A 26,074-nucleotide genomic window follows, 5' to 3' on the forward strand; every position below is an offset into this window, starting at 1 on the left:
CGACCGTGATTAAGCTCAAATGTGCGTAAAAATGCGCCGAGCAGCAAAGGACGACGATGACCACGACAGCTTCGATCGAGCTCACCCTCAAGGACATCTCCGCCGGAAGGACATCGGGGTCGATGTGCTCCTCCTCCCTCGTCGACGCCCCGTGGGACGTCGATGCCTCCCCGGGCTACGGTCCGGGCGCCTCGCTCGCCGACCCGATCCCGGCCGCCGCCCCGCGCCAGGGCGAGATCCCGCAGGAGTACCGTGACGCCTCGGCCGAGGAGCTGCGCGAGCGGATCATCGACGCGAAGGCCGCGCTCGGCGACCGCGTCGTCGTCCTCGGCCACCACTACCAGCGGGTCGAGGTCGTCGAGCACGCCGACTACATCGGGGACTCGTTCATGCTCGCCAAGGCCGCCCAGAACCATCCCGACGCCGAGGCGATCGTCTTCTGCGGAGTCCACTTCATGGCCGAGACCGCCGACCTCCTCTCGACCCCTGAGCAGTCCGTCATCCTCCCCAACCTCGCCGCCGGCTGCTCGATGGCCGATATGGCGACGATCGACCAGGTCGAGGACTGCTGGGAGCAGCTGGCCGAACTCTGGGGCACCGAGCCCGACGAGACCGGGAAGGTGCCCGTCGTCCCCGTCACCTACATGAACTCGTCGGCCGCGATCAAGGGATTCTGCGGCCGCAACGGCGGCATCGTGTGCACCTCGTCCAACGCCGAGGTGGTCCTCGAGTGGGCATTCGAACGCGGGCACCGGGTCCTCTTCTTCCCCGACCAGCACCTCGGCCGCAACACCGCGATCGACATGGGCATCGACCGCGAGGCGATGCCGCTGTGGAATCCGCGCCGACCGCTGGGCAACAACACCGCCGAGGTGCTCGAGGACTCCCGCGTCATCCTCTGGCAGGGCTTCTGCTCCGTCCACAAGCGCTTCACCCCTGCCCAGATCGCCGCCGCCCGGGAAGCCGATCCGGACGTCCGCGTCATCGTCCACCCCGAATGCCCGCGCGAGACCGTCGCCGCCGCCGACGAATCGGGGTCGACGGCCTACATCACGAAGGCGATCAGCGAGGCGAGCGAGCCGACGAACTTCGCGATCGGCACCGAGATCAACCTCGTCCAGCGACTCGCCGCCGAGCACCCGCAGCACACGATCACCTGCCTCGACCCCGTCGTGTGCCCGTGCTCGACGATGTACCGCATCCACCCCGGCTACATCGCCTGGGTCCTCGAATCCCTGCTCGACGGTTCGATCGTCAACCAGGTCACCGTCGACGCCGAGGTGGCCGACCCCGCCCGCATCGCGCTCGACCGGATGCTCGCCGCGAAGCCGAGGATCTGAGGTGAGCCGCGTCATCGTCGTCGGGACCGGCATCGCGGGCCTGACCACGGCCCTGCGTCTGGCCGGGACCCACGAGGTGACCGTCGTGACGAAGAGCCGCCTCGGCGAGTCGAACACAGCGCTCGCCCAGGGCGGGATCGCCGGCGTCCTCACCGCAGATGACACAGTCGGCTCCCACATCGACGACACCCTCACCGCGGGCGCCGGGCTCTGCGACGCCGAGGCCGTGCGCGTCCTCTGCACCGAGGGTCCGGACAGGATCCTCGACCTCGCCGAGGCGGGAGTCGTCTTCGACCGGAACCGTGCCGACGCGAGCGCCGATCCTCTCGACCCCGCAGGCTGGGCGCGCGGGATCGAGGGCGCGCACTCGGCGCCCCGGATCTATCACTCCGGTGGGGATACGACGGGGCGGGCCATCGTCGATGCGCTCGTCTCCCGCCTCCTCGCCGAGGCGACGGCAGGCACCGTCGATCTGCGCACGGAGACCCTGCTCGTCGACCTCGTCGTCGACGGTGGGACCGTGACCGGGGTGAGCGTGCTCGGCTGCGGGGCCGTGCCCGAGGTCATCCCCGCCGAGGCGGTCGTGCTCGCCACCGGTGGGGCCGGGCAGGTCTTCGCCCACACGACGAACCCGCCTGGGGCGACCGGGGACGGGCTGGCCGCGGCGATCCGCGCAGGCGCCGCGGTCCGCGACCTCGAGTTCGTCCAGTTCCACCCCACGGCCCTCGTGGGGTCCGGGTTCCTCGTCTCCGAAGCCGTCCGCGGGGCCGGAGCCCTGTTGCTTGACGCACGCGGTCGTCGGTTCATGCCGGACATCGCCCCGCGGGCCGAACTCGCCCCGCGCAACGTCGTCGCCCTCGCCCTGCACCGCGCAATGGCGGAGCAGAACGGACTGCCGTGCCACCTCGACGCCCGGGCGGTGCCCGACGTGTCGGCACGCTTCCCGAGCATCGCCGCGACCCTCGCCGCCCAGGGCCTCTCCCTCGCCGACGACCTCATCCCCGTCACCCCGGCCGCGCACTACGTCATGGGCGGGGTGGCCACCGACCTCGACGGCAGGACCGCTCTGCCCGGTCTCTTCGCCGTCGGCGAGGTCGCGTGCACCGGTGTCCACGGGGCGAACCGGCTGGCGTCGAACTCGCTGCTCGAGGGTGCGGTCTTCGGAGCGCGGGCGGCTGAGGCGATCACGGCAGATCGCCGGCGTACACGATCGCTCGGTTCGCGATCGGCCGCCGCACCCCCGCGCCCCGCACCGGCCCTGCCGCATCCTGCCCCGCTCTCCCGCGCGGAACTCCAGGCTCTCACCTGGGAACATCTCGGCCTCGAACGCACCGAGGAGGGTCTGATGGTGCTCCTCGACCGCCTCGGCGAATCCCACGGAATCGGACGCGCCGCCGACGGCACGGGCGTTCACGGGTTCCCGGTCGATCACCTCGGCGAGGGCGACCACGTCCAGGCGATCGAAACGGCGAATCTCGCGCTCATCGCCCGGGCCATGGCCGTTGCCGCGCTCGCCCGCACGGAGAGCGTCGGAGCTCACGTCCGCACGGACGTGGATGCGCGGCGAACTGCGGCATCATGGTCGGGGGCCGGGCATCCCGTGCTCGACCGCAACCACGAGGAGGCAGCCTCATGCTGACGACGACCACGATCGATGCCGCCCTGCGCCAGGCGCTGGACGAGGACGCCCCGTGGGGTGACATCACCGGCGAGGTCTTCGTGCCGGCGGATGCGCAGGCGACCGCGGAGCTGCGCGCCCGGGAGGACGGGGTGCTCGCAGGCGGCGAGGTCTTCGCGCGTGCCTTCACTCTCACCGAACCCGCCGTCGCGGTCGAGGTGCTCGCCGGCGACGGTGAGCGGTTCAGTGCGGGCCAGGTGCTCGCCACCGTCTCGGGGCCGGCCCGCGGGGTGCTGCGGGCGGAGCGGATCGCGCTCAACTTCACTCAGCGGATGAGCGGGATCGCGACCCTGACCCGGGCTTTCGTCTACGCGGTCGACGGGCGGACGCGGATCGCCGACACCCGGAAGACGACTCCGGGTCTGCGTGCGTTCGAGAAGCACGCGGTCGTGTGCGGGGGTGGGAGCAGTCACCGGTTCGGGCTCTCGGATGCGGTCATGGTCAAGGACAACCACCTCGGCGTGCTCACCGGGGCAGGCGGTGATGTCACTGCCGCCTTGCTGGCGGCGCGGGAGAGGCTCGGGCACACGACGATGATCGAGGTCGAGGTCGACCGGCTCGAGCAGATCCCTGCGGTCCTCGACGGAGGCGCCGACATCATCATGCTCGACAACTTCTCCCTGGCCGACCTGCGGCGCGGGGTCGCGCTCATCGGGGACCGAGCGATCATCGAGGCGAGCGGCAACGTCAGCCTTGAGACCGTCGCGGAGATCGCCGACACCGGCGTCGACGTCATCTCCTCCGGGGCGCTCACCCACAGCGTCCGGGCGATCGACCTCGGACTCGATCTCGTGCTGTCGGAGGCGACCGAGCGGTCGCACCCGGCAGGCGGCGCGGTCACGGCTGTCGGTGAACACGTTCACCAGGGCGGTGCCGACGCGTCAGGCGATGCTCACGGCGACACCGCTGCGGCAGAGATCCGACCGGCGGCGGACTGAAATGGGCCCGCTCTACCTCGACACCGCCTCGAGCGCACCCGTGCGTCGGGAGGCGCTCGAAGCGGCCTGGCCGTACCTGAGCGGGGCGTTCGGGAACCCGTCGAGCCACCACGAATTCGGGCGCGCGTCCGCGGAGGCGCTCGAGGATGCGCGGGCCCGGGTGGCGCGGGTGCTCGGGATGCGGAGCACAGACATCGTCTTCACCGGTGGCGGCACGGAGGCGGCGAACCTCGCGGTCACCGGGATGGCGCTCGGCGGGCTTCCCGACGCCACCGCCTCGGCGAGGACGGATCCCGGACGCCGGCACCTCGTCACCTCTCCGCTCGAGCATGAGGCCGTGCTCGCCTCGGCGGACTTCCTTGCCCGACGCCACGGGTTCGATGTCGCGTATGTCGAGGTCGACCCCGACGGGACGATCACTCCGGAGGCCCTGCGGGCGGTCCTGCGGGAGGACACCGCGGTCGTCAGCCTCGGCTATGCGAACAACGAGATCGGCACGGTCGCCGACATCGCGGCACTGAGCGAGGTCGTCCATGCCGCCGGCGCGCACGTCCACACCGATGCCGTGCAGGCCGCGGGATGGCTGCCGCTGGCGGGCCTCAGCGTCGATGCGATCACGCTGGCCGGGCACAAGGTCGGTGCGCCGAAGGGCATCGGAGTCGCGGCGATCCGCGCCCGCATCCCCCTCGAGCCGATCATCCACGGCGGCGGACAGGAGTCGGGGAGGCGGTCGGGGACGGAGAACGTCGCCCTCGCCGTCGCGTTCGCCACCGCGCTTGAGCTCGCGGAGTCCGAACGCGCCGAGGCGGCCGCCCGGGTGGCCGGCATCCGTGACGACTTCATCGCCGAGGTGCTCCGCTCCGTCGACGGGGCACTCCTCACCGGCAGTGCTGAGTCGCGGACCCCGAACCATGCGTCGTTCTGCTTCTCCCGCACGAGCGGGGAGGCCGTGCTCCTCGAACTCGAACGCCTCGGGGTCACGGCCTCGAGCGGATCGGCGTGCGCGGTCGGCTCCGATGGGCCCTCGCATGTGCTCCTCGCTCTCGGCATCGACGCCGAGGTCGCGAAGACGAGCGTGCGCTTCACGTTCCCGTCTGCGATCACCGCCGAGCAGGGCTCGGCTGCTGCAGCGGCGGTCGTCGAGGCGGCGAACCGGCTCAGCCTCGCGTATTCGTAGGCCTCAGCCCGTTCGGGTCGCGCCAGCCCTGCCGCCTCGCCCTCACTGCGACGCGAAGAGGCCACTGATGTGCGATTGGCCCCTTTCCACAGCGCCACTTCGGAGAGACACTGGAATCCAGGGTTCCACTGCGGCTGCGAGGGGGTTTCGTCATGGATCTGCTGATCATCACCATCATCGGTGCCGGCTTTGCGGCGATCGTCTTCGCCCTCGGGCGCCTCACGTGTCCGCGGCACGACCGTGTCCCCCTGTCCCAGGTCGATCGCGTCATCCTCTGGACGACACTGTGCCGGGGCTGGATGGCTCTCGGACAGTTCGCCCCGCTGACCATGATCGTCGACGACCGCCGCGAGGGCCGCGCTTAGCGGAGGTCACCGGGCCACCGCGGAGGAGGTCACTGCGCCGCCGCAGCGGAGGGGTCGCCGTCTGCGCGGAGGCCGCCCTCCGCGCAGTGTCGGCGCTCACCGCACAGGTTCGGCCGCGGGCACCGCGAAGACGCCCGCGTCCCAGTCCTGCAACGCGTGCGCCGAGGCCCAGAAGTGGAGTTCGTAGACGCACGCGCGTTCGAACGCGGCCCGCATCCGCGCCGCCTCATCGGCTGGCGCCCGGTCGAGTTCGCGTTCGAGGATCTCGACGGCCTTCCGCGTCGACTCGTCGAACTCCGGGGCGTCGTAAGTCTGCACCCACGTCCGATACGGGTGGTTCTCGTCCATCTCTCCGGCGCGCTCGATGAGCACCTTGCCCATGTGCGCGTACACCCAGAAGCAGGGCAGCACTCCCGCGACGCCCTCACCGTAGGACCGGGTCGCGGCCGTGGCGACGAGGAACGAGACGTATCCGAGCGTCGTCGGCGACGGACCCACCCGGTCCTCGGCCTCGAGCTGGGAGTGCGCCTGCCCGAGGCGGGCATCGGAGAGCAGTTGGGCGTGCATCTCCTCCTCGACGGTGATCGCCTCCGCCGCCGAGGTGGACCAGAACCGGGACTCGTCCCGGTCCGTCGTCTTCCCGGCGAGGAAGGACATCGCCTTCGCATATCCGCTGAGGTAGATGCTGTCCTGAGTGATGTAGTTCGTGAACGCAAGAGGATCGAGGCTGCCCTCGGCGAGCTGGCTGAGGAACGGCAGCGCCTCGATCGCCTCGATGATCGGGCGGACGTGGTCCCAGAGTTCGGTGGTCTGCGGGCCGGCGGCGAAGGTCGTCGTCATACGTGTCTCCTTGGGTCGAATCGTCGTCGATCGGGTCGGGTCCGGGGCGCCGCGGTGCTGCGATGGTGAAGCGCTCCGGGTACGGTGCTCGGGCGGGGTCAGCGGCGGACGATGTCGACCTGATGGTCGACCGGTCCGTGGGCGCCCGCGGGGTCGAGGCTGACCTTCCAGTCCGCCGCCGAGGCGAGCGCCCGGGCAAGGAAGTCGAGTCCCCGTTCGACTGCCTGCCGCATGTCCTCAGAGGCCAGCGTCTTCCCGCCGTTGGCCCGCCGGAGGACGGCCGCCTCGGCGGTGATCGCAGCCGAGAGCGTGCACCCGGTCCCGTGCGTGTTCGGGGTCGCGATCCGAGGGTGGGCGAACTCGGTGACCTCCCCGTCGGCGGTGACGAGGATGTCGGCGACCTCGCCGTCTGCGGCGTGCCCGCCCTTGAGGAGGACGGCGCGCGTGCCGCGCGCGACGAGCTCCCTGGCCTGGTCGCGCATCTGCTCAGGGGTCGTCGCCTCGGGCACGTCGTCGCCGAGGAGGAGGGCCGCCTCGGGGAGGTTCGGGGTGATGAGGTCGGCGGCCGGGAGCAGGCGCGTGCGCACGGCGTCGACGGCATCGACCTCGAGGAGGCGGTGTCCGGAGGTCGCGACCATGACGGGGTCGACGGTGAAGAACCCGAAGTCGGAGGTCGCTGCCCGGTCGACGACGAGGTCGACGAGCGACCGGGATCCGAGCATGCCCGTCTTCGTCGCGTCGACGGGCATGTCATTCAGCACGCTGTCGAGCTCATCGGTGACGAAGTCCTCGTCGATCGGGTAGACGCGGGACACCCCGTGGGTGTTCTGCGCGACGAGGGCGGTGATCGCCGTCGTCCCGAGCACGCCGAGGGCGGTGAACGTCTTGAGGTCGGCGTGGATTCCCGCCCCGCCGCTCGGGTCGGTGCCGGCGATCGACAGCGCGATCGGTGGTCGCTCGCTCATGCCTGTTCCCCGTCCTTTCGGGTGCCGTCGCCGAAGGCGTCGAGGAGGTCCGCGGCCGCCTGCTCGGGATCCTCGGCGCGGCAGATCGCGGAGACGACGCAGATGCCGACGAGTCCTCGTCCCCGCAGTTCGTGCGCGCGCTCGGCGTCGATGCCGCCGATCGCGACCGCGGGGATCCCCGCCGAGGCGGTGAGTTCGCCAAGGCGGTCGGGACCGATCCCGGCCGGGGCGTCGGTCTTCGTCGTCGTGTCGAAGACCGGTCCGATGCCGACAAGGTCGACGCCGCCGGTCTCCTGGGCCGTGGCGAACTCCTCGGGTTCGGCGGCGGAGAGGCCGACGAGGGGGCCGTCGCCGAGGAGGTCGCGCACCTCGGCGACGGGGGTGTCGGTCTGGCCGACGTGGATGTGGACGTCGCTGCCCTCGTCGAGGAGGCGGCGGGCGACGGCGACCCGGTCGTTGAGGAAGACGGGAACGCGGCGGTCGGTCCCGGCGGTCGCCTCGGTGACGGCGGTGATGACCTCACGGGTGAGGACGAGGAATTCGGCGTCGTCGATGTCCTTGTCGCGGACCTGGACGACACCGGCTCCCCCGGTCACGGCCGCGCGCACGGTCTCGGCGACGGTTCGACCCGCCCCGGCGCACTGCGCGGTATCGGTGACGAGATAGAGGCGGGTGTCGATGCCCGCGAGCCGATCCCCGCTCATACTGTGGTCACCTCGACCCGGGCGCGGCCGATCCGTTCGTCGTCGGTGGTGAAGAGCGCGTCGAGGAAGTGCACCGAGTAGGTGCCGGGGCCGAGGGCCCCGGTGGCGGCGGCCTCTCCGGCGACGGCGAAGTGGGCGTGGGCGGCGACGACTGCGGTGAAGCGCTCGAACGCGGCCGATCCTGCCGGGCCCGCCTGCGAACTCGTCCCCGCCGGCGGGACGGCGGCGAGGTAGGCGGCGGTCACGGCGCCGAGTGAGCAGCCGGTGCCGATGACGAGCGGCATGAATGAGTGTCCCCCGTCGACGCGGGCGATGTGGTCGGCCCCGTCGATGTGGGCGACGATGGCGTCCCGGGCACCGGAAACGGCGACGATGGCGCCGGTCGTGCGGGCGAGCTCGGCGGCGGCCGGGAGCACGGCGTCGACCTCGTCGGTGGACTCGACCCCGCGCCCGCCCGCTCCGGCTCCGGCCAGTGCCGCGATCTCCGAGGCGTTGCCGCGGATCGCGGTCGGGTGGGCGGCCGCGGCGCGGCGGATCCGGGTGGTGCGGTGGTCGGCAGCGCCGATGCTCACGGGGTCGAGCACCCAGGGTTTGGCATCCTCGGTGACGGCGTCGACGGCGGCGTCGGCGGCGAGGAACTGCTGGTTCGTCGCTGTGCCGAAGTTGACGAGCAGACCGCCGGCGAGGTGGGCGAACTGCGCGGCATCGGCGTCGTGGTCGAGCATCGCCGGTGACGCCCCGACGGCGAGGAGCACGTTCGCGCTGAACTGCTGCACGACCGTGTTCGTGATGCATTGGATGAGCGGGTTCGACGCGCGCAGCCGCGCATGCGCCGACGACAGGTCGATGTCGGTCATGACGATCCCTTCGCTAGCATGGCCCAGATCAGGTTCGATGGGTGTTCTCTCAGCCCTGCGCGAGTCGCACCGGGCACCCCATGTCATTTGCCCCCGACTGTATCACCGACACCTAGGGGGCGACGACGGCGCCCGCACGGCCCACCGCCGCGAACCCACCCGACCCCACTTTCAATCCAGCCGCCCGGCCCCGATGATTCACTTTTCGTCCGATCGATCTGGTCTTGAACCGACTGATCGGGCGAAAAGTGACTCAGTTCCGCCTCGGCGACCGACCCAGCTGCCTACCGGCAGCCGTCAGACCTCTGTCGCCCACCCTCCGACGCCTACCCTCTGCCGACGTAGCGCTGGCCGCGGCGGCTGATCGCGTCGATGACGACGGCGGTGAGGAGGACGAGCGCGGTGATGATCTGCTGCGCATCGGAGTTGAAGCCGATGAGGTAGAGGCCGTTGTTGATCGCTCCGACGACGAGCGCCCCGAGCACAGCGGCCCACGCCGATCCGCGCCCGCCGAAGAGCGAGGTGCCGCCGATGACGGCCGCCGCGATGGCGTTGAGGAGGTCCTGCGTGCCGACGAGCGTCGATCCCGCGTTCGTCGTCACCCCGGCCTTGACGAAGCCGAAGAGCGCGGCGAGGACACCGGCGGTCATGAACACGCTGATGCGCACCCAGGTCACCCGGATGCCGGCGCGCCGGGCGGCCTCGACCTTGCCGCCGACGGCGTAGATCGATCGGCCGTACTTCGTCTTCCGCAGCACGAGGTCGATGACGATCGCGATGACGAGCATGAGGAAGAACGGCATCGCCAGCCCGAAGTCCTGGTTGACGAGGATGAGGAAGCCGAAGACGACTGCGGTGAGAAGGACGATGCGGATGATCACCGACGTCCAGCTCGCGCTGTCGAGTCCGGCGTTGTGCCGCCGCAGCTTCGAGTGGATGAGCCCGGCGGCGAAACCGATGACCGCGACCGCGCCGAAGACGTACGCCCACATCGCGGGGAAGTAGTAGCTCGCGAAATCGAAGGCGAACGTGTCGGCCATCGAGAGGTTCTTCTGCGTGCCGAGCGTCGTCAGGGTCAGTCCGGTGAACGCGAGCAGACCGGCGAGGGTGACGACGAAGGCGGGAATGCCGACGACGGCGAAGAACCAGCCCTGGATGGCACCGACGACGAGGCCGAGGAGGAGCATGATCGTCAGGGCGATGAGCGGGGGCACTCCCTGGCGGACGACGAGGACGCCGAGCACGGAGGCGCAGAGTCCGCCGAGCTGGGCGAGCGAGAGGTCGATCTCGCCGAGGAGGAGGATGAGGTTGATCCCGAGGGCGAGGATCGCGAGGTAGGCGACCTGCGTGGAGAGGTTGACGAGGTTGGCAGGGGAGATGAAGTTGCTGTTCGCCGACTGGAAGACGATGACGATGATGACGAGGGCGAGGATGACCGGGAACGAGCCGAGCTGGCCTTCCCTGATCCGCCGGACGAAGGTGCGGACGAACCCCTCCTGCGAGATCCGTTCGTCAGTGATGAACGAGTTCCGGGTCATCGGCGCTCACCCCTGCGTGCCGCCCGCTGGGTGACGACGTTGTCGTTGGCTCCCGTGATGGCGGCGATGAGGACGTCGGTGCGCTCATCACCGGGGAAGTCGCCGGCGTCCTTGCCCAGGCGCAGGACGTGGACGCGGTCACACACGGCTTGGACGTCGGCCATGTTGTGGCTGACGAGGAGGACGCCGAGGTCGCGGTCGCGGAGGCGTTCGATGAGGTTGAGCACCTCGGCGGTCTGGGCGACTCCGAGGGCCGCGGTCGGCTCGTCGAGCATGACGATCGACGGTTCGCCGAGGAGGGACCTAGCGATCGCGACTGTCTGCCGCTGACCACCGGAGAGGGCGGCGATGGGCACCCGGACGCTGGGGATCTTCGCCGAGAGGCTGCGCAGCAGCTCCCACGACTTCGCCTCCATGGCGACTTCGTCGAGGACGCCGGCCCGGGTGTCCTCGTGGCCGAGGAAGAGGTTCGCCACCACGTCGAGGTTCTCGCACAGGGAGAGGTCCTGGAACACCGTGGCGACCCCCGCCTTCTGCGCGTCCTTGGGTGAGGAGAACCTCTGCGGGCGGCCGTCCATGAGGAGCTCGCCGTCGTCGGCGCCATGGACGCCGGCGATGATCTTGACGAGCGTCGACTTGCCGGCACCATTGTCGCCGACGAGCCCGACGACTTCGCCGCGGCCGATGGTGAGATTGATGTCGGTCAGTGCCTGGACGGCACCGAAGCGCTTGGATATTCCGCGCAGTTCGAGCACGGGCTGTGTGGTCGCCGACGCCCGCCCGAACGCGGGCGTCGGCTCGTTCGTCTGTGAAGTCATCGGCGTGCGCTCAGCGTCCCCTACTCGATTCCGGCATCGGCGCAGAGCTTCTCATCGATGCCCGAGCAGATGTCCGAGGCCTTGATCTGGTCGCCGACGATGTCCTTGATCGTGTCCTTCGTGACGACCTTGGCTTCGACGAAGTCGGTCGGCGTGTCCTTGTACGTCGTCGCGGCCTTCGGCTCCTCGCCGTTGGCGAGCGCGACCGCGGCCTTCGCCGCGTACTCGGCCTGCGGCGGGATGGACTTGTAGATCGTCGCGTACTGCTCGCCCTTGAGGATGTTCTGCAGGCCGTCGACTTCGGCGTCCTGGCCGGTGACGACGGGTTCCTGCTTCGCCTTCGTCGTTGCGGCGAGCACCCCACCGGCCGTGCCGTCGTTGGCCGCGTAGATCGCGATCGGCTTCTCTCCTCCGCCTTGCAGCTGGCCTTCGACCCACTGCCGGGCGTCATCGGGGTTCCAGTCGAGGGTGTCGTGACTGGCGGCGATGTCGACGCCGGCGGCCTTGAGGGTCTCCTCGGCACCGGCCTTGAAGTCGGCGGCGTTGGGGTCCTTCGGGTCGCCGTTGACCATCCACACCGGCCCGGACTTCGGGTCGACGCCCTTGGCCTTGAGCCCGTCGAGGAGGGCCTGACCCTGAAGGTTGCCGATCTTCTTGTTGTCGAACGAGGTGTAGTAGTCGGCTCCGTCGAAGAAGCGGTCGTAGGAGACGACGGGGATCTGCTTCGCTTCGGCCTTCGCCAGGGACGACGCGACCGCCGAGGCGTCGACCGGGTCGAGGACGATGACGTCGACTCCTTCGGTCACCGCAGCCTCGAACTGCTGCTGCTGTTGGGAGGCGTCCTGGTTGGCGTTGCGGTATTCGACCGTCGCATCCGGGTTCGCTTCGGCGACGTACTTCTCGAAATTCGGCTTGTCGAGCGACTCGTAGCGGGTGGTCTTCGACTCGGGCAGGAGAAGGGCGATGGTGACGTCACCGTCGGAGCCGGTACCGGATCCGGCCTCGTCGTTGCCCTGGCCCTTCTGGTTGCCGCAGCCGCTGAGGGCGAGCGCGGAGATCGCGACGGCGGCACCGAGGACGGTGAGCCGGCGGTGGGCGCGCCTCGGCGATGCTGATTCGCGGGTGTGGGAACTGCGCATTCTCGAAACCTTTCCTCATTCTGACAACGTTGTCAGGATGGTAGTCATATTTCGCTCACCGATGAGGTTTGTCAACTGTCCGCGCGGAATTCCCTCCGAGGATCCGACAGCCGCCTGCTCAGCGTGCTGCGACCTGGCGCGGTGACTCCTCACCGCTGCCGCGACGGATGAGGCGGACCGGGGTGAGGCCGTTCGCCGAGGTGAGGAGGGGTATCGACCCTGTTCCGGAGCTGCGACGGTGGTCCCCCGTGAGGACCCGCACCGCCTCGGCGGACATCGCGTCGACATCCGGGTCGACGACGGTGACGTCGAGGAGGTCTGCTCCGGGGAAGTCGTCGATGCCGACGACCGCGGGCCATTGGTCGAGTCGCCGGCTCGCGTCGATCGCCCCCATCGTCACCGTCGCAGAAAGCGTGATGAGCGCGGTCGGGGCGGCCCGGGACCCGAGCAGGGCGGCGACGACGTTCTTCGCGCTCGACTGGTCGTGGGCACCCGTCTCGAGGTAGGCCCGCCAGCCGATGTCCCCGCGACCGGCGAGGACCTCGCGGATGCCTGCGAACCTCCGCGCCTGCGATTCGATCAGGGATCGGTCGCCGATGACGCCGATGCTGATATGACCGTGACGGACGAGCTGTTCGGCGGCTCGGCGGCCCGCGGCGACGTCGTCGGCGCCGATCGTGGTGATTCCGGGTCCGGCGACGGCGGGATCGAGGGAGACGACCCCGACTTCTCCTGGCTTCGCCGAGGCGGCCTGCCCTGCGACTCGGGCGTAGAGGTCCGCGGACTCCGGCTGCGAGCACACGACGCAGATCCCCGACATGTCCCCGCCGAGGCAGTCGTCGACGAAGCTGCGCTCGATGTCCGGGTCTCCCCCGGTCACGGTGACGACGGGACGCAGCCCGCGGTCGGCGAGGTCGTGTTCGAGGCGGGCGAGGATGCGCACTTGGAGGGGGTCGCCCATGTCGGAGAGCACGACTCCGATGTAGGGCGAGCGACTGCCCTCCCGCAGCCGGCGCGCGGCCGAGTTGAGCCGAAATCCGAGCTCCTCCGCAGCCGACTCGACCTTGGCGGCGGTGGTGCTGGCGACGTGCTTCTCCCCGTTGAGCACGCGGGAGGCCGTCTTGATGCTCACTCCGGCGCGCTCGGCGACCGTGGCCAGCGTCGGCCGGTCGTGCTGCTTGACCATGTGTGCGCCTTCAGGACAGTCCGGAGCATCGGCCCCGGCAGCCGCCTCGGAGCAGACGACCGTGGGATCGATGATAGCCGGAGGCCGGGAATTCCACCCAGCAGCGGGCAACCGGCGGCCCGCCACTCACCGTCCCACGGGGTTGCGCATCGTTCCCGCATAGATGAGCGAATCGGCCTGGTTGCCGAGGTCGACCATCTGCGTCGTGTTGCGCAGCTGCAGACGGTTGAGGCACGAGTGCTTGAAGCGTCCGGCGCGCAGGTCGATGTCACCCGCGAGCCCACGGGCGGTCTCGGGATGCGTGGACTCGTAACGGTCGAGCACCTCGGCGACAAGCGACCAGAACCGACCGGCGGCGAGGATGCCGTCGACGTCGAGGATCCCCGCGAGGTGGCGCAGCACCCCATCGAAGACGTCGGTGAAGATCGACAGCGCCTTCTCCTCCCCCGGCACGATCGCCCGGATCCGCTCGACCTCGGTCGGCAGTCGGCCCTCACCGAGGTAGGCGACCTCCTCGCCGATGTCCTTCATCAACGCCCCGGTGACGACGTCGTCCTCGAGCACGAGGATGAGGTTCTCCCCGTGCGGCATGAACACGAGATCGTGGGCGAGCAGCGCGTGAACGAGCGGCTGGAGATAGGTCTCGAGATAGGCCCGGATCCAGTCCTCGGCATCCAGTCCCGACCGACGGATGAGTTCCCCGACGACAGGGGCGCCGAGGTGATCGCGGTGGAGCAGCGCAGCCATCGTCATCGTCCGCTCCCCCTCGCCGAGCAGCGGCAGCGGGTTCTCCCGCCACAGCCCGGCGAGCATCTTCCGGTGCGGATTCGTCTCCCGAGTGCGGTGGTAGGCGTCACCGGTGTAGCCGATCGCGCTGCGCTCCCGCAGCACCCCGAACCCGGAGGCGGCGAAGGTCGGATCACCGTCGACGAGGCGGGCCACCCAGTCGTTGATCGCCGGGGTGTCCCGCATATAGGCAGGTGAGAGCCCGCGGAGGAATCCCATGTTCTGCACGGCGAGGGCGACCTTGGCGTACGGCGCTCCGGCACGGGTGTGGTTGAAGAACGTCCGCAGGGACTGCTGGGCCTGGTGTTCGTCGAGGCCGGGACCGAGAGGGATGAGATCGCCCCGCGCGATGTCGGAGGCGAACGTGATCGCCAGCCGGTGCTCGGCCTGCCACGGGTGGATCGGCATGAGGTGGACCTCGTCGAGGCGACGCCCGGTTGCGGTGAGGCGAGCGCTGAAGAGTTCGCGTTCATCGGCGCTGAGCGCCCAGGACAGGTGCCCGCTCTCGTCGAGTCCGTCACCGAGCGCCAAGTGCGCATGCTCCCGGCTCACGGCGACCCATTCGAGCCGGTTGCGCCGCCCGATCTCCGGGGCCCAGCGCCGGTAGTCGCGCAGCCCGAAGCCGATGCGGCCGTTGTTCGCGACGAAACCGGGGTGACCCTCGGTCATCGCCGCTTCGATCGTCTGGAAGTCCGCATCGGCGAGGCCCGCGGCAGTGGGTCTCCTGCCCTCACGCGCCTCGGTGAGTTTGAAGGCCCCGCCTGCCAGGGTCGACGCGATCTCCTCGAGATACGTTGACATGAGGTTCTCCGGCACCCCGAGGACGTCCTGGAGTTCGAGGACGAACTCCTGCGCGTCGAGACCAATGGCCTGCCCGTCCCGACGGCGCACGATCGTCGTCTCGTCGATGACCCAATGCTCGAGGGGCAGCAGCGAGGCGTCGAAGGTGTAGTGGATCGTGCCAGTTCCAGTGTCAGTGCCGGTTCCGGTGGGGATCGTGAGCACCCAGGACGCCGCAGTCCTCTCTGGACCACCGTCCGGACCGCTCTCCTCACTGCTCTCCCCGACGCGGACCGGGGCGATGAGGCGTTCGTGGGCGAACTCGGCGAGCGCTTTGGCCACGAGGTGCCTGTTGACCTCGGCGAACACCTCCGGGCTGAGGTGGGCATAGTCCTCCCCGTCGAGGTGAGCGCTGCCCTCCCCGCCGAGGTGGGTCCCGGCCCGCGTCGCCCCCGAGGCTGCGCCCGCGGAGTTCCCGTCGCCCACGCTTCTCGCTGCCGCACGCACGGGCGAGTCGATGAGCTCAGCGAGCCTGCTCGCCGCGAAGTCCGCCCTTGTGCACACGCTGACGAGCGCTGTCTTCGTCTCATTGCCCATCGGGATCTCGGCCTCGCCGATGACCTCGAACCCGGCCGCCGCGTTCTTCGCATGGATCGCCGCATTGCGAACGTCGGGTTCGACGATGACACGGGTGGCACCCCGTCCGCCCTCCACTCGCGGGCGGATGCAGAAGTCGATGACGTGCGCCATGATCCGATCGGTCAGCCCGCGGACGACGCGCCCGTCCGGTGGCGCGACGAGCAGGTGCATGCCGATGTCGCCCGGGGTCTCGGGGACCACCTCGGTGGGGATGAGGATCGCCGGCAGGTAGGTCTCGACGTAGAAGGTCGGTCTCCCGTCGACGAGCCCGATCCATCCGTTCTCATCGACCGAGGCGCGGATTGCGGCGAGGTAGTTCCGCACCGCCGGTTCGTCGAGGTCGGTCATCTGCCAGAAGTGCGAACGCGGATGGCTCAGCCACGTATGAACGTCTGCGGAGTGCCGGTCGGGGCGCAGGGGAAGGATGATGATCTCCGGCGCCGAGGTGCTCGTGCCCCTGGTCTCGGTCGTGGGGTCGACCGTCGGTGTGTCGGCCGTTGTCGTGTCGGTGCTCATGCGTGGGTCATCTCCTTGGATGGTGCGGCTGCGTCGCCGAGATGGGTGTCGTCGGGATGCGTGTCGTTGGGGTGGGCCGTGTCGCCGGGATGGGCTGGGACTCCGGGGTCATCAGGGTGCCCGGGCTGGGCCACAGCGGCCGCAGGGGACTGCGCAGGCGCCTCGGCGCTGGGGACTCCGAAGGTCTGGAAGGCGATCCGACGTTCGATCAGGTAGGGCTCCCGGCCGGTCACCTGCGCGAGCACGACCGAGGCACGCCACGGGCCGAAGCCGAGGTCAGGCGCGGTGACGCCGTGGGTGTGCTCCTCGACTCCGAGGACGTGGAGCGTCCCCGCCTCGTTGAGCGTGTAGTCGCGGTCGGCGGCGAACCGCCCCTGATCGTCGAGGCGGATCTCCTCTCGGATCGGGGTGAGGAAGTCGGGAACGCTCGCTCGGTAGCCGGTCGCCGCGACGATCGCCCCGGTCCGGCGGGTGAAGCGCTCATCGAGGACGGTGTGGCGGAACTCGAGGAGGTACTCCCCCGGGGCGCTGCGGGTGTCAGCTCCGTGCTCGTGCGGGTGCGCGGACGCACCTGGCCCATCAGGGTGGGCGGCGGCGCCTCGCTCATCGGTGTGCGCGGCGATGAGTTCGGCGTCGGTGACGAGGTTCGTCAGCAGCGATCGGCCGCCGCGGCTGAGCCGGTAGAGCGTGTCGTGGATGTCGTCGATGAGGTCGCCGCTGATGCCCTTGTAGAGGGTGCGCTGTTCACGGCCGATGCGTCCGCGCAGGTCATCGGGCAGGGCGCGGAAGTGGTCGGTGTATTCCGGGGAGGTCATCTCGAGGGTGAGCTTCGTGTACTCCATCGGGAAGAACCGCGGCGAGCGGGTCACCCAGTCGAGGCGGACACCGCGCGCCTCGGCGTCTTCGATGAGGTCGCGGTAGATCTCGGCGGCGGACTGTCCGCTGCCGATGATCGTCACGGATCCGCTCTCGAGCAGCTCCTCGCGGTGATCGAGGTAGTCCGCGGTGTGGATGACCGGCCCGCCCCTGCGAGCGGCGCCCGCGTCACCGCGACGAGTCCCGGCGGTGCTGATGCCGGTCTCGGTCCGCTCGCCTGTCAGCAGTTCGGCGAGGGCCTCGGGCAGGACCGGCTGGGTGCCGACGCCGAGGACGACGTGGCGAGCGTGGTAGCTCTCGATGTCGACGATCCGTCCGCAAGTGTCGGTCACCTCGGCGGTGATCTCATAGATCCCATCGACATCGGTCACCGAGGTGACGGCCCGGTTCCAGCGCAGACTCCCGAGCTGCGCGGCGACCCACCGGCAGTACTCGTCGAACTCGGCGCGCAGGGGATAGAAGGATTCGCGGATGTAGAACGGATAGAGCCGGCCGCGGTCCTTGAGGAATTGGAGGAACGAGAAGGGTGAGGTCGGATCGGCCATGGTGACGAGGTCGGCAAGGAACGGGACCTGGACCGTGGCACCTTCGATCATCATGCCCGGATGCCATCGGAACTCCGGTCGCCGGTCGAGGAAGACCGCGTCGACGTCGGGCAGCGGGTCGGACAGGGCGGCAAGCCCGAGGCCGAAGGGCCCGATGCCGATGCCGACGATGTCGTGGACACGGGTGTCAGCGGCGCTGATCTGCTGTCGACCCGGGTCGCTCACCTGGGGGTTCGATCGAGAGATGGACGGCGGTGCGTGCGTGTGAGAATGCTGGGCAGTCATGGGCGTTCGGCAGCCTCCTTCGTATGCGGACCGGGTCAACCCGATTGCATTAGGGAAACCTACCCTAAGTCGACGGAAATGTGCTGAGCAACCACCCGCGCGCGGCGACTACAGAAGTGACCTTGCCGGAATGCCCGTGCGGGAGATCCCCGCAGGCGCGCGGATCGCAGGGACCGCCTGCGCAAGGTCTCCTGCCCTGAGATCCGATCTGTGATTCCCGTCACACCCGCACTCGTGGGCACGTCTGCGGCCGGTCGGAGCCACTCCCGGTCCGCCGCGTCGCCGCCTCGCGCCCGCTTGATTCACTTTTCGCCCGATCGGTCGGTTCGCGACCCGATGGATCGGGCGAAAAGTGAATCAGAACGGCCGCGGCGCCCTGCGTGTGCGGGGTGCCGCGGCCGATCCGGTGTTCCGCGAGGCGTGCTCAGCGAAGCGCGCTGAGCGCAGCGCGCTCAGTGTGCCTCACTTCGAGACGTAGTTCGGGGCCTCGACGGTCATCTGGATGTCGTGCGGGTGGCTCTCCTTGAGCCCGGCCGTGGTGAGGCGGACGAACCTGCCCTTGGCCTTGAGCTCGTCGATCGTGCGCGCGCCGACGTAGAACATCGTCTGGCGCAGACCGCCCGTGAGCTGGTGGGCGACCTGCTTGAGGTGCCCGCGGTAGGCGACGCGGCCTTCGATGCCCTCGGGGATGAGGTCGGTGTCGGTGGCGATGTCGGCCTGGAAGTAGCGGTCCTTCGAGTACGACTTGCCCTTCCGCGGTGCCATCGCGCCGAGCGAACCCATGCCGCGGTAGGCCTTGTACTGCTTGCCGTTGACGAAGATGAGCTCTCCGGGCGACTCGTTGCAGCCGGCGAGCAGCGAGCCGAGCATGACGGTGTCGGCACCGGCGACGAGCGCCTTGCCGATGTCGCCGGAGTACTGGAGGCCGCCGTCGCCGATGACCGGGACGCCGGCGGCACGGGCGGCCTGCGCGGCGAGGTGGATCGCGGTGACCTGCGGGACGCCGACGCCGGCGACGACGCGAGTGGTGCAGATCGAGCCGGGGCCCACACCGACCTTGACGGCGTCGACGCCTGCGTCGATGAGCGCCTGAGCGCCCTCCTTCGTCGCGACGTTGCCGCCGATGATCTGGACGTGGGAGAACGCCGGGTCGGCCTTGATCGTCTTGATCATGTCGGTGACCCCGCGGGCGTGGCCGTTGGCGGTGTCGACGACGAGGACGTCGACGCCCGCCTCGGCGAGGAGACCTGCGCGCTCGTAGGCGTCGCCGTAGAAGCCGACGGCCGCGCCGACTCGCAGGCGGCCTTCGGAGTCCTTCGTCGCCAACGGGTACTCCTCGGTCTTGACGAAGTCCTTGACGGTGATGAGGCCCTTGATGACGTTGTTCTCATCGACGAGCGGCAGCTTCTCGACCTTGTTGTCGGCGAGCAGTTCGAACGCCTTCTCCGGAGAGACGCCGACGGGGGCGGTGACGAGCGGCATCGGGGTCATCGTCTCGGCGACGGTGCGCGTGGGGAATTCGCTGCGCGTGACGAAGCGGAGGTCGCGGTTGGTGACGATGCCGACGAGGACGTCGTTCTCATCGACGACGGGCAGGCCAGAGATCCGGTAGCGGCCGCAGATCTCGTCGAGTTCCTCGAGGGTCTTCTCCGGGGTGATCGTCAGCGGGTCGTTGATCATCCCCGACTCGGAGCGCTTGACGTAGTCGACCTGGTCGGCCTGGTCCTCTTTGGACAGGTTGCGGTGGATGATGCCCAGTCCCCCGATGCGGGCCATGGCGATCGCCATCCGCGATTCGGTGACCGTGTCCATCGCCGCGGAGACGAGCGGGATGTTGAGTTCGATGTCCTTGGTCAGGCGCGTCGTCGTCGAGGCTTCGGAGGGAATGACATCGGTGTCGCCGGGCAGGAGGAGCACGTCATCGTACGTGAGTCCGGTGAGCGCGAACGGATCGTGTGCGGCCTGTGATTCCTGCTCGGAGTTCCCCATGAGTCCAGCCTTTCGACGCGGAAGATCAGTTGATCCATGGTATCGGAGCGGACTGTGAGGCTTCTACGGTTTCAACTACCTCGGGCTGTGAGAATGGACACCTCGCCGAGGCGGTCGATCGCTCGGCAATCCTGTCCCCGTTGTCAGTGCCGTGGGCGAATTACCATAGAGGCCACCCGCTCGAAAGGCCTGCACTCGAATGACGTCGAAGTTCTACACGGTCCTGCTCGGCGCCACTGTGCTCTGCGCGTGGGGTCCCCTCGCTGAGATCGTCAAAGCTCTCCTACGACAGCAACCGGTGGCGGGTGCCGTCTGGACGGCATTGGTCATCTCGGCACTCGGTGCAGTGGGAGTCTGGTTGCTCTTCCGGTCAAAAGGTGTCCGCCCCGAGGTGAAGAGCTTCGTCGGCAGCATTCCGCGGGGCGCGGCACTGTTGTGCACCTATGTGTTCGCGTTCGTGCTTCCCGGTTTCGTCGCTCGTGGTGCCGACGTGGTCGAGCTGGTGTTCACCGCAATCGTCGCAGCCACCGTCGTCTGGTTCGTCCTGTATCTGCTTAGGAAACGGTACTTCACCCCGCCCGACAGTCCCGAGGGCCTCTGACCCTTCATGGAACAGCCGGTCGATCGCGTCGGCACGAACATCGACACAGTCAGTCATCCGCGCGGCCGACCAGCGGTGTCAGCGACCCGCGCCGACCGAACGCGCGAGGTCGAGGGTCGAGGCCTCTGAGTCGTCGAGGTGGATGCGCAGGAGTCCTTCTGCGCCTTGGCGGTCCCCGGACTTAATCTTCTCGAGGATGTCCCGGTGCGGGTTCGCCCAGTGCGAGTGGTACTTCCCCGGTTCGGGCGAGCGGGAGAACGTCGTCGACAGGCGGGCCATGAGATTGAGGTAGAACTCATCGAGCAGGGGCGAGCCGAGGAGTCCGACGATCGCGCGGTGGAACGACGCGGAGTGCTCCTGCGCATCGGCCCAGCCTTCGTTCTCCGGGGCGTTCTCGGCGCGGACGACCGAGGCCTCGACGGCCGCCATCGCCTCGTCGGTGGCGTCCTGGGACTCCTGGACGGCGCGGATCTCGAAGACCCGGCGGGCGCGGTAGAGATCCTTGAGCTCGTCGATGCCGAAGGTGCGGACGAAGAACCCGCGGTTGGGCTCCTGAGTGAGCAGGCCGGCGTGGCGCAGCAGGCTGAGCGATTCGCGCGCGGTGTTGCGGGAGACGTTGAATTCCTTGGCCAGGGCACCGTCGCGGACCGGGGACCCCGCAGGGTACTCGCCGGTGGTGATTCGGGTCCGGACCAAGGCGACGATCGCCTCTGACGTGCATCCGGGTGCGTTCGGGCTCATACCCTCCAGGCTACCGTGTCCACCCGTCGCGCGCGGAACGCCCCCACTACGTCTGCGGCACACCCGGTGTCTCTGCGCCTGCACTGCCCGGGTCGTCGGCCGTCCCCGGCGACGAGGTGAGCGTCGGCCCCGGCCCCGGCATCGGCGAGGTTCCCCGACCGCCGTCGTCGTCAGCGCTGCCGTCGAGGGCGAGCCCCGTCGCGAAGCGCCGTAGTCGCCCATCGAGCGGGTCCGTGAAGTCGATCGTCGCAGCGAGCAGTTGGAGGGCAGTGCTGAAGTCGTAGGGATCGGGGCTGAGATCGCGCGGATAGACGGGATCGCCGAGGAGCGGCAGCCCGAGCGCGTTCATATGCACCCGCAGCTGGTGGGTCTTGCCCGTGAGCGGCTCGAGCCGGTATTCGCTCACTCCCACACGCCCCGCCACCTCGCCGAGGTGGTCGATCCGACTGATCGCATTGGCCTCCCCCGGGACTTCGAGGACCTGGCGACCGCCGGGCGGCTTGTGCAGGCGCGAGCGCCGGGTGAGCGGGAAGTCGAGGTCGTACGGTGGGCTCGAGGCGAGCGCCCGGTAGGTCTTGGTCACCTGCCGGTCCTGGAAGAGGCGCTGGTAGCGACCGCGGGTCTCCGGCCGCCGCGAGAGGATGAGGAGGCCGGCGGTGATCCGGTCGAGGCGGTGGATGGCGACGAGGTCGGGTTCGCCGCGGTCGACGCGCAGTCGGGTGACGACGCTTTCGCGGACGAACCGGCCGTTCGGGGTGCTTGCGAGGAAGTGGGGTTTGTCGACGACGAGGAGATCGTCATCCTCCCAGACGATGCTCACCTCGAAGGGGATGCGCTCCTCGGCGGGAACCGGCCGGTGGAAGAAGTAGAAGCCGCCGGGGATGACGGGATCATCCCAGTGCACTGGGGTGCCGAGGCTGTCGCACATCTGCCCGGGCAGCAACGGGCCGAGTGCCTCGGGGGCGGAAAGTGGCTCGCCGAGCCTCCCCTTGCCTGCCACGTCAGCATCGACGATCTCTGCCGCCTCGGCGGGGGTCTGGGCGACGAGGGCGCGCCGGTCGGACTCCGCGGCGGAGGGGAACTCCTCGCTCAGCCAGCGGCCGATCGTCGCCGGCACCGGGAGGTGGGCCTTCGCATGGGTGGCGAGTCCTCCGGGAGCGCGGAGCACGGTCGCCGAGATCCCCTCTCTCGGCGGTAACGGACTGCGCGGCATGCCCTTCATTCTACGAGGACCGTGTGGTCTACTGGGCTCATGGAAGCTCACCCGCGCGACGTCGCCTGCACGATCTCCCGGCCCCTCGCCGAGGTGGCCGCCTTCGCCGGGGAACCTGCGAACCTTCCCCGGTGGGCGGCCGGACTGAGCACCGGCATCCGCAACGATGACGGCCGGTGGATCGCCGACTCCCCCATGGGCCCGGTCGAGGTCCGCTTCGTCGGCGACGTCGGCTCCGGTGTCCTCGACCACGATGTCGTCTTCCCCGACGGCACGGTCAATCGCAATCGCCTGCGGGTGCGCGTCTGCGGATCCGGCTGCGAGGTCGTCTTCACCGTCGCCCAGCACCCGGGCATGAGCGCCGCTGACGTCGACCGCGATGCCGCGGCCGTGGCCGCGGATCTCGAGCGATTGAGATCGGTGCTCGAACAGCGGTGACGTCAGCTGCCTGCGGGGACGCGGGTGAGAGGGGCATTGTCGCGGGGCAGGGCGGTCAGAGCAGCCCGTGAGTAGGACGCGATCGTTGCGATGTGCCACTGCACCTCGGCGGGGTTCGGTCGCGCCCGGTCCGGGTCGAGGAGATCGACGAGGTTCTCCGAGATCGCGCCGATGAGGGAGCGGGCGAAAATCTCGGCGGGATAGTCGCCTCCCAGGGTGCGCCGGAGTCCGGCGGCGATGACGGCGACGTACCCGCGGCGCAGGGCTCGGCGTTCGCGCTGCACGGCATCGGGGACGTCCTCGAGGAGGAGGGCATGGGCGAGTCCGCGGCCGGCGACGGCGCGGGAGACGAAGACGTCGACGACGGCGTCGACGATCTGTGCCGGGCTCGAACAGGACCCGACGGCGTCGGAGACGACCTCGAGTTCACGGCCGGCCGCACTCGCGAAGACGGCGAGGAGGAGGGCGACGCGGTTGCCGTAGAGGGTGTGGATGTGCCGCGGGGTGCAGTCGGCGGCGCGGGCGATCGCACCGATGCTCGCAGCGCCGAAGCCGCGTTCGGCGACGACGAAGCGGGCGGCGTGCTCGATGCGCGCGCGTCGCTGTGCGGCACCGGCGCGGAAGATCGCGGTCTGTCGGTAGTCCACTCGCCCTCGCCTCTGATGAGATCGTTCGGTTTTCAACAGTTCACGAGTATGGCACTCATCACAGGCGGTGGCAACGACAGGCGGCGAACTCACAGGCGGGGTCGGACGCGGGCGCGTGGACGAGCGCATGGGGCGGGGGCCGGAGGACGAGGTCACGGGCGGAGCAGGAGGCGGTCGACCGCCTCGGCGAGGGCGCGCGGCAACGCACGGATGGCCCGGACCGTGTCGGTCCGGGCCATCGGTCAGGCGACGGTGGTGGAGCTTCGAGACCGGCCCGAGTGGCTTCACACCGCCTCGAGGGCCTTGATGGGGCTGACCCGCGTCGCCGCGCGTGCCGGTGCGCGGCTGGCGAGAATCGCCGCCGCCCCGGCTCCCAGAGCGACACCGAGGAGAACCATCCAGGGGATCGAGGGCGCGAAGAATCCGGTGAGTTCGGAGAGCACCGTCAGCGCTCCGATCCACCCGTAGACGATTCCCAGGGGGATCGCGATGAAGCAGGCGGTCACGCTCAGCTGCGCGCTCTCACTGAGTACGGCCTGCCTGACCTGCCGTGGCGTCTGACCGAGCGCCATGAGCAGACCGATCTCCTTGGTCCGCTGACGGACCGAGAGCATGAGCGCATTGGCGACGCCGATGACGGCGATGACCACGGAGAACGCCACCATGCCGAGGAAGAAGAGCATCGTGTTGTCGACGACTCGCATGATCTCGGAGCTCGCATCGCCCATCCCCCGCTCGTCGAGAGACGCTGTGTAGGCGACGAGCTGGTCGCGGAACGTCGTCATCGCAGTGGCGAACATGACGATGAGGGTGACGCCGACGACGAGTCCGATGACTGTGCGGGCGCTGCGCGTCGGATGACGTTCGATGTTCTTCGCAGCCAGACGGGCACTCGACCCGCGGGCAAGGGTGCGGCCGATGCGCGACTGCAGCGGCGGAACGAACCAGGCGTTGCCGATCACGAAGCCGAGGAAGGAGACTGCCCCGCCCAGCGTCGCGATGAGCAGACCCAGCGGAGTCTTCACGCCGATGCTGAGGACGGCGCCGCCAGCGAGCAGAACCACTCCGATGGCCACGAGCACGATCGCGCTCACCAGCGACTTCCTCGACCCGCCTGAGTCCTCCGGACTGCGCTCGACGGACTGGGACGTCGCTTCGATGGGCGAGATCGTCGAGATCCGCCGCGCACCCGAATAGGCCGCACCCCACGTGACCAGAACGGTGAGGATCGCCGGCAGGAAGGTCGTCCACGAGAGGACTCCGGCCTCGGCGGTGATCTCATCCCCGAGGAGGAGCAGCACACCGAATGCCAGTCCTGTCGATGCGACGAAGGCGGCCAGAGCACTGGGAACAGCGACGAGGAGGCCCTCCAATCCGGCCGCCCGGCGAAGGCGCTTCGCCGAGGCGCCGATGAGCCGCAGCAGAGCGAGCTGGCGGCTGCGACCGGCAATGATGATGCTGAACGTGTTGGAGATCACGATGGAGGAGACGAACAGCGCGATGACGAAGAACGTCAGTCCGACGAGGGTGATGAGGAGCTGTGCGGTGTCGGAGCCCGAAATGAGGGCGGACGAGTTCATCCATGCGGTGAGGATCCCGATGCCCTGGACGATGGCCGTGCCGAACAGGGAGGCGACGAAGACGACGAGGAAGCTCGGAATGAACTGCCGAGGGTTCGACCGGATCTCGTTGAGGGGGTTCACAGGGTCTCCCCCGCGGAGAGGTCTTCGAGTCCGAGCATCGTCTGAGCGACGCGTTCGGCGGAGATGTCGTCGACGAGTTCGGTGACGGGACGCCCGTCGGCGAGGAAGACCACCCGATCGGCCGCTGCTGCGACGACAGGATCGTGGGTGACGAGGACGATCGTCTGTCCGAGGTCCCGCACCGCGTCGGCCATGATGTCCATGACCTCGCGACCCGACCGTGCATCGAGATTGCCCGTCGGCTCGTCGGCGAAGAGGATATCCGGTCGTGTCGCCAATGCACGGGCGATCGCGACCCGCTGCTGCTGTCCGCCCGAGACCTCTCCCGGCCGGTGGTCGAGCCGGGATCGGATGCCGAGGCGATCGACGAGGTGGTCGATCCATGCCAGCTCGTCGGCCGTGGGCTTCCTGTCGTCGAGTTCGAACGGCAGAAGGATGTTGTCTCGCACGGTCAGTGAGGGGATGAGATTGAACGCTTGGAACACGAAGCCGATCCGGCGTCGACGCAGTGCCGTGAGATCGTCGTCGGTGAGGTCGGTGAGTTCACGGTCGCCGATGACGACGTGCCCCGAGCTCGGCCGGTCGAGTCCGGCGAGGATGTGCATGAGGGTCGACTTGCCCGACCCGGATGGGCCCATGATCGCGGTGAGTCGTGCGGGAGCGACCTCGAGGGTGACGTCGCGCAGAGCGGCGACTGCCACCTCGGTGGTGTCATAGCGCTTGGACACATTGATGAGCCGAGCGATCGGGGATGAGTACTGTGACGGCAC

General features: G+C 69.2%; 23 protein-coding genes and 1 riboswitch. Of the genes, 7 read left to right on the forward strand and 16 right to left on the reverse strand.

Features of this window, described 5'->3' with window-relative positions:
• Nucleotides 1–56: 56 nt before the first annotated feature.
• From nadA to ACQ1RG_RS00535, 5 genes are all read left to right on the forward strand, one after another.
• Complete coding sequence (nadA, locus tag ACQ1RG_RS00515) at nt 57–1,340, forward strand: quinolinate synthase NadA (RefSeq protein WP_009376182.1); 1,284 nt, start codon at nt 57–59, stop codon at nt 1,338–1,340.
• Between the two features lies 1 nt (nt 1,341).
• A complete protein-coding gene (gene nadB, locus ACQ1RG_RS00520) occupies nt 1,342–2,979 on the forward strand; it encodes an L-aspartate oxidase (RefSeq protein ID WP_009376187.1) in 1,638 nt (545 codons plus the stop codon).
• On the forward strand, nt 2,973–3,956 hold the full coding sequence (gene nadC, locus ACQ1RG_RS00525) for a carboxylating nicotinate-nucleotide diphosphorylase (RefSeq protein ID WP_009376189.1): 984 nt from the start codon (nt 2,973–2,975) through the stop codon (nt 3,954–3,956). Before nadB ends, nadC begins: the two co-directional genes overlap by 7 nt.
• A 1-nt stretch (nt 3,957) precedes the next feature.
• The gene (locus tag ACQ1RG_RS00530) at nt 3,958–5,133 is read left to right on the forward strand and encodes a cysteine desulfurase family protein (protein ID WP_009376190.1); all 1,176 of its coding nucleotides are present in this window, start codon (nt 3,958–3,960) and stop codon (nt 5,131–5,133) included.
• A gap of 152 nt (nt 5,134–5,285) precedes the next feature.
• The gene (locus tag ACQ1RG_RS00535; protein WP_009376194.1) at nt 5,286–5,498 is read left to right on the forward strand and encodes a hypothetical protein; all 213 of its coding nucleotides are present in this window, start codon (nt 5,286–5,288) and stop codon (nt 5,496–5,498) included.
• A gap of 96 nt (nt 5,499–5,594) precedes the next feature.
• Here the strand turns inward: ACQ1RG_RS00535 and ACQ1RG_RS00540 are convergent, their stop codons facing one another.
• The 11 genes from ACQ1RG_RS00540 to guaB all read right to left on the reverse strand — a co-directional run bounded on the left by ACQ1RG_RS00540 (nt 5,595) and on the right by guaB (nt 19,961).
• Complete coding sequence (locus ACQ1RG_RS00540) at nt 5,595–6,338, reverse strand: TenA family protein (protein WP_009376196.1); 744 nt, start codon at nt 6,336–6,338, stop codon at nt 5,595–5,597.
• Nucleotides 6,339–6,436: 98 nt separating this feature from the next.
• Entirely contained in the window at nt 6,437–7,303 is an 867-nt protein-coding gene (gene thiD / locus ACQ1RG_RS00545) for a bifunctional hydroxymethylpyrimidine kinase/phosphomethylpyrimidine kinase (protein WP_009376197.1), read from the reverse strand.
• A complete protein-coding gene (gene thiE, locus ACQ1RG_RS00550; RefSeq protein ID WP_009376199.1) occupies nt 7,300–8,007 on the reverse strand; it encodes a thiamine phosphate synthase in 708 nt (235 codons plus the stop codon). The genes thiD and thiE overlap by 4 nt, the downstream gene beginning before the upstream one ends.
• Entirely contained in the window at nt 8,004–8,864 is an 861-nt protein-coding gene (thiM, locus tag ACQ1RG_RS00555; protein ID WP_009376203.1) for a hydroxyethylthiazole kinase, read from the reverse strand. The genes thiE and thiM overlap by 4 nt, the downstream gene beginning before the upstream one ends.
• Nucleotides 8,852–8,955: riboswitch (TPP riboswitch) on the reverse strand. Its footprint overlaps the gene before it by 13 nt.
• Nucleotides 8,956–9,190: 235 nt before the next feature.
• Nucleotides 9,191–10,402 (reverse strand): sugar ABC transporter permease, encoded by a 1,212-nt coding sequence (locus ACQ1RG_RS00560; protein WP_009376205.1) that lies wholly within the window; start codon nt 10,400–10,402, stop codon nt 9,191–9,193.
• A complete protein-coding gene (locus ACQ1RG_RS00565; protein ID WP_009376207.1) occupies nt 10,399–11,220 on the reverse strand; it encodes an ATP-binding cassette domain-containing protein in 822 nt (273 codons plus the stop codon). The genes ACQ1RG_RS00560 and ACQ1RG_RS00565 overlap by 4 nt, the downstream gene beginning before the upstream one ends.
• Nucleotides 11,221–11,240: 20 nt before the next feature.
• Nucleotides 11,241–12,359 (reverse strand): substrate-binding domain-containing protein, encoded by a 1,119-nt coding sequence (locus ACQ1RG_RS00570; RefSeq protein ID WP_009376209.1) that lies wholly within the window; start codon nt 12,357–12,359, stop codon nt 11,241–11,243.
• A 118-nt stretch (nt 12,360–12,477) separates the two neighbouring features.
• A complete protein-coding gene (locus ACQ1RG_RS00575; protein ID WP_009376213.1) occupies nt 12,478–13,545 on the reverse strand; it encodes a LacI family DNA-binding transcriptional regulator in 1,068 nt (355 codons plus the stop codon).
• A gap of 126 nt (nt 13,546–13,671) precedes the next feature.
• Complete coding sequence (locus tag ACQ1RG_RS00580; protein ID WP_119296729.1) at nt 13,672–16,266, reverse strand: GNAT family N-acetyltransferase; 2,595 nt, start codon at nt 16,264–16,266, stop codon at nt 13,672–13,674.
• On the reverse strand, nt 16,263–17,972 hold the full coding sequence (locus ACQ1RG_RS00585) for a lysine N(6)-hydroxylase/L-ornithine N(5)-oxygenase family protein (protein ID WP_144588713.1): 1,710 nt from the start codon (nt 17,970–17,972) through the stop codon (nt 16,263–16,265). Before ACQ1RG_RS00585 ends, ACQ1RG_RS00580 begins: the two co-directional genes overlap by 4 nt.
• Nucleotides 17,973–18,434: 462 nt before the next feature.
• Nucleotides 18,435–19,961 (reverse strand): IMP dehydrogenase, encoded by a 1,527-nt coding sequence (gene guaB / locus ACQ1RG_RS00590; RefSeq protein WP_009376220.1) that lies wholly within the window; start codon nt 19,959–19,961, stop codon nt 18,435–18,437.
• 199 nt (nt 19,962–20,160) lie between these two features.
• On the opposite strand from guaB, the gene ACQ1RG_RS00595 reads away from it, so the two are divergent.
• The gene (locus ACQ1RG_RS00595; protein WP_119296731.1) at nt 20,161–20,562 is read left to right on the forward strand and encodes a hypothetical protein; all 402 of its coding nucleotides are present in this window, start codon (nt 20,161–20,163) and stop codon (nt 20,560–20,562) included.
• A gap of 78 nt (nt 20,563–20,640) precedes the next feature.
• On the opposite strand, the gene ACQ1RG_RS00600 is transcribed toward ACQ1RG_RS00595, so the two are convergent.
• A complete protein-coding gene (locus ACQ1RG_RS00600) occupies nt 20,641–21,303 on the reverse strand; it encodes a GntR family transcriptional regulator (protein ID WP_009376224.1) in 663 nt (220 codons plus the stop codon).
• A 46-nt stretch (nt 21,304–21,349) separates the two neighbouring features.
• Nucleotides 21,350–22,516, reverse strand: a complete 1,167-nt coding sequence (locus tag ACQ1RG_RS00605; protein ID WP_101624623.1) for a pseudouridine synthase — start codon at nt 22,514–22,516, stop codon at nt 21,350–21,352.
• 39 nt (nt 22,517–22,555) lie between these two features.
• Here ACQ1RG_RS00605 and ACQ1RG_RS00610 point away from each other — a divergent pair, with 39 nt between their 5' ends.
• Nucleotides 22,556–22,954 (forward strand): polyketide cyclase / dehydrase and lipid transport, encoded by a 399-nt coding sequence (locus ACQ1RG_RS00610; protein ID WP_009376229.1) that lies wholly within the window; start codon nt 22,556–22,558, stop codon nt 22,952–22,954.
• Nucleotides 22,955–22,956: 2 nt separating this feature from the next.
• Here ACQ1RG_RS00610 and ACQ1RG_RS00615 read toward each other — a convergent pair whose 3' ends face one another.
• The 3 genes from ACQ1RG_RS00615 to ACQ1RG_RS00625 form a co-directional block, all read right to left on the reverse strand.
• Complete coding sequence (locus ACQ1RG_RS00615; RefSeq protein ID WP_009376230.1) at nt 22,957–23,601, reverse strand: TetR/AcrR family transcriptional regulator; 645 nt, start codon at nt 23,599–23,601, stop codon at nt 22,957–22,959.
• 284 nt (nt 23,602–23,885) lie between these two features.
• Nucleotides 23,886–25,304, reverse strand: coding sequence for an FtsX-like permease family protein (locus ACQ1RG_RS00620; protein ID WP_009376231.1), 1,419 nt, complete (start codon nt 25,302–25,304; stop codon nt 23,886–23,888).
• The gene (locus tag ACQ1RG_RS00625; protein WP_009376233.1) at nt 25,301–26,074 is read right to left on the reverse strand and encodes an ABC transporter ATP-binding protein; all 774 of its coding nucleotides are present in this window, start codon (nt 26,072–26,074) and stop codon (nt 25,301–25,303) included. Before ACQ1RG_RS00625 ends, ACQ1RG_RS00620 begins: the two co-directional genes overlap by 4 nt.

This window comes from Brevibacterium sp. K72, from assembly GCF_050562175.1.
Taxonomy (GTDB): Bacteria; Actinomycetota; Actinomycetes; order Actinomycetales; family Brevibacteriaceae; genus Brevibacterium; species Brevibacterium casei.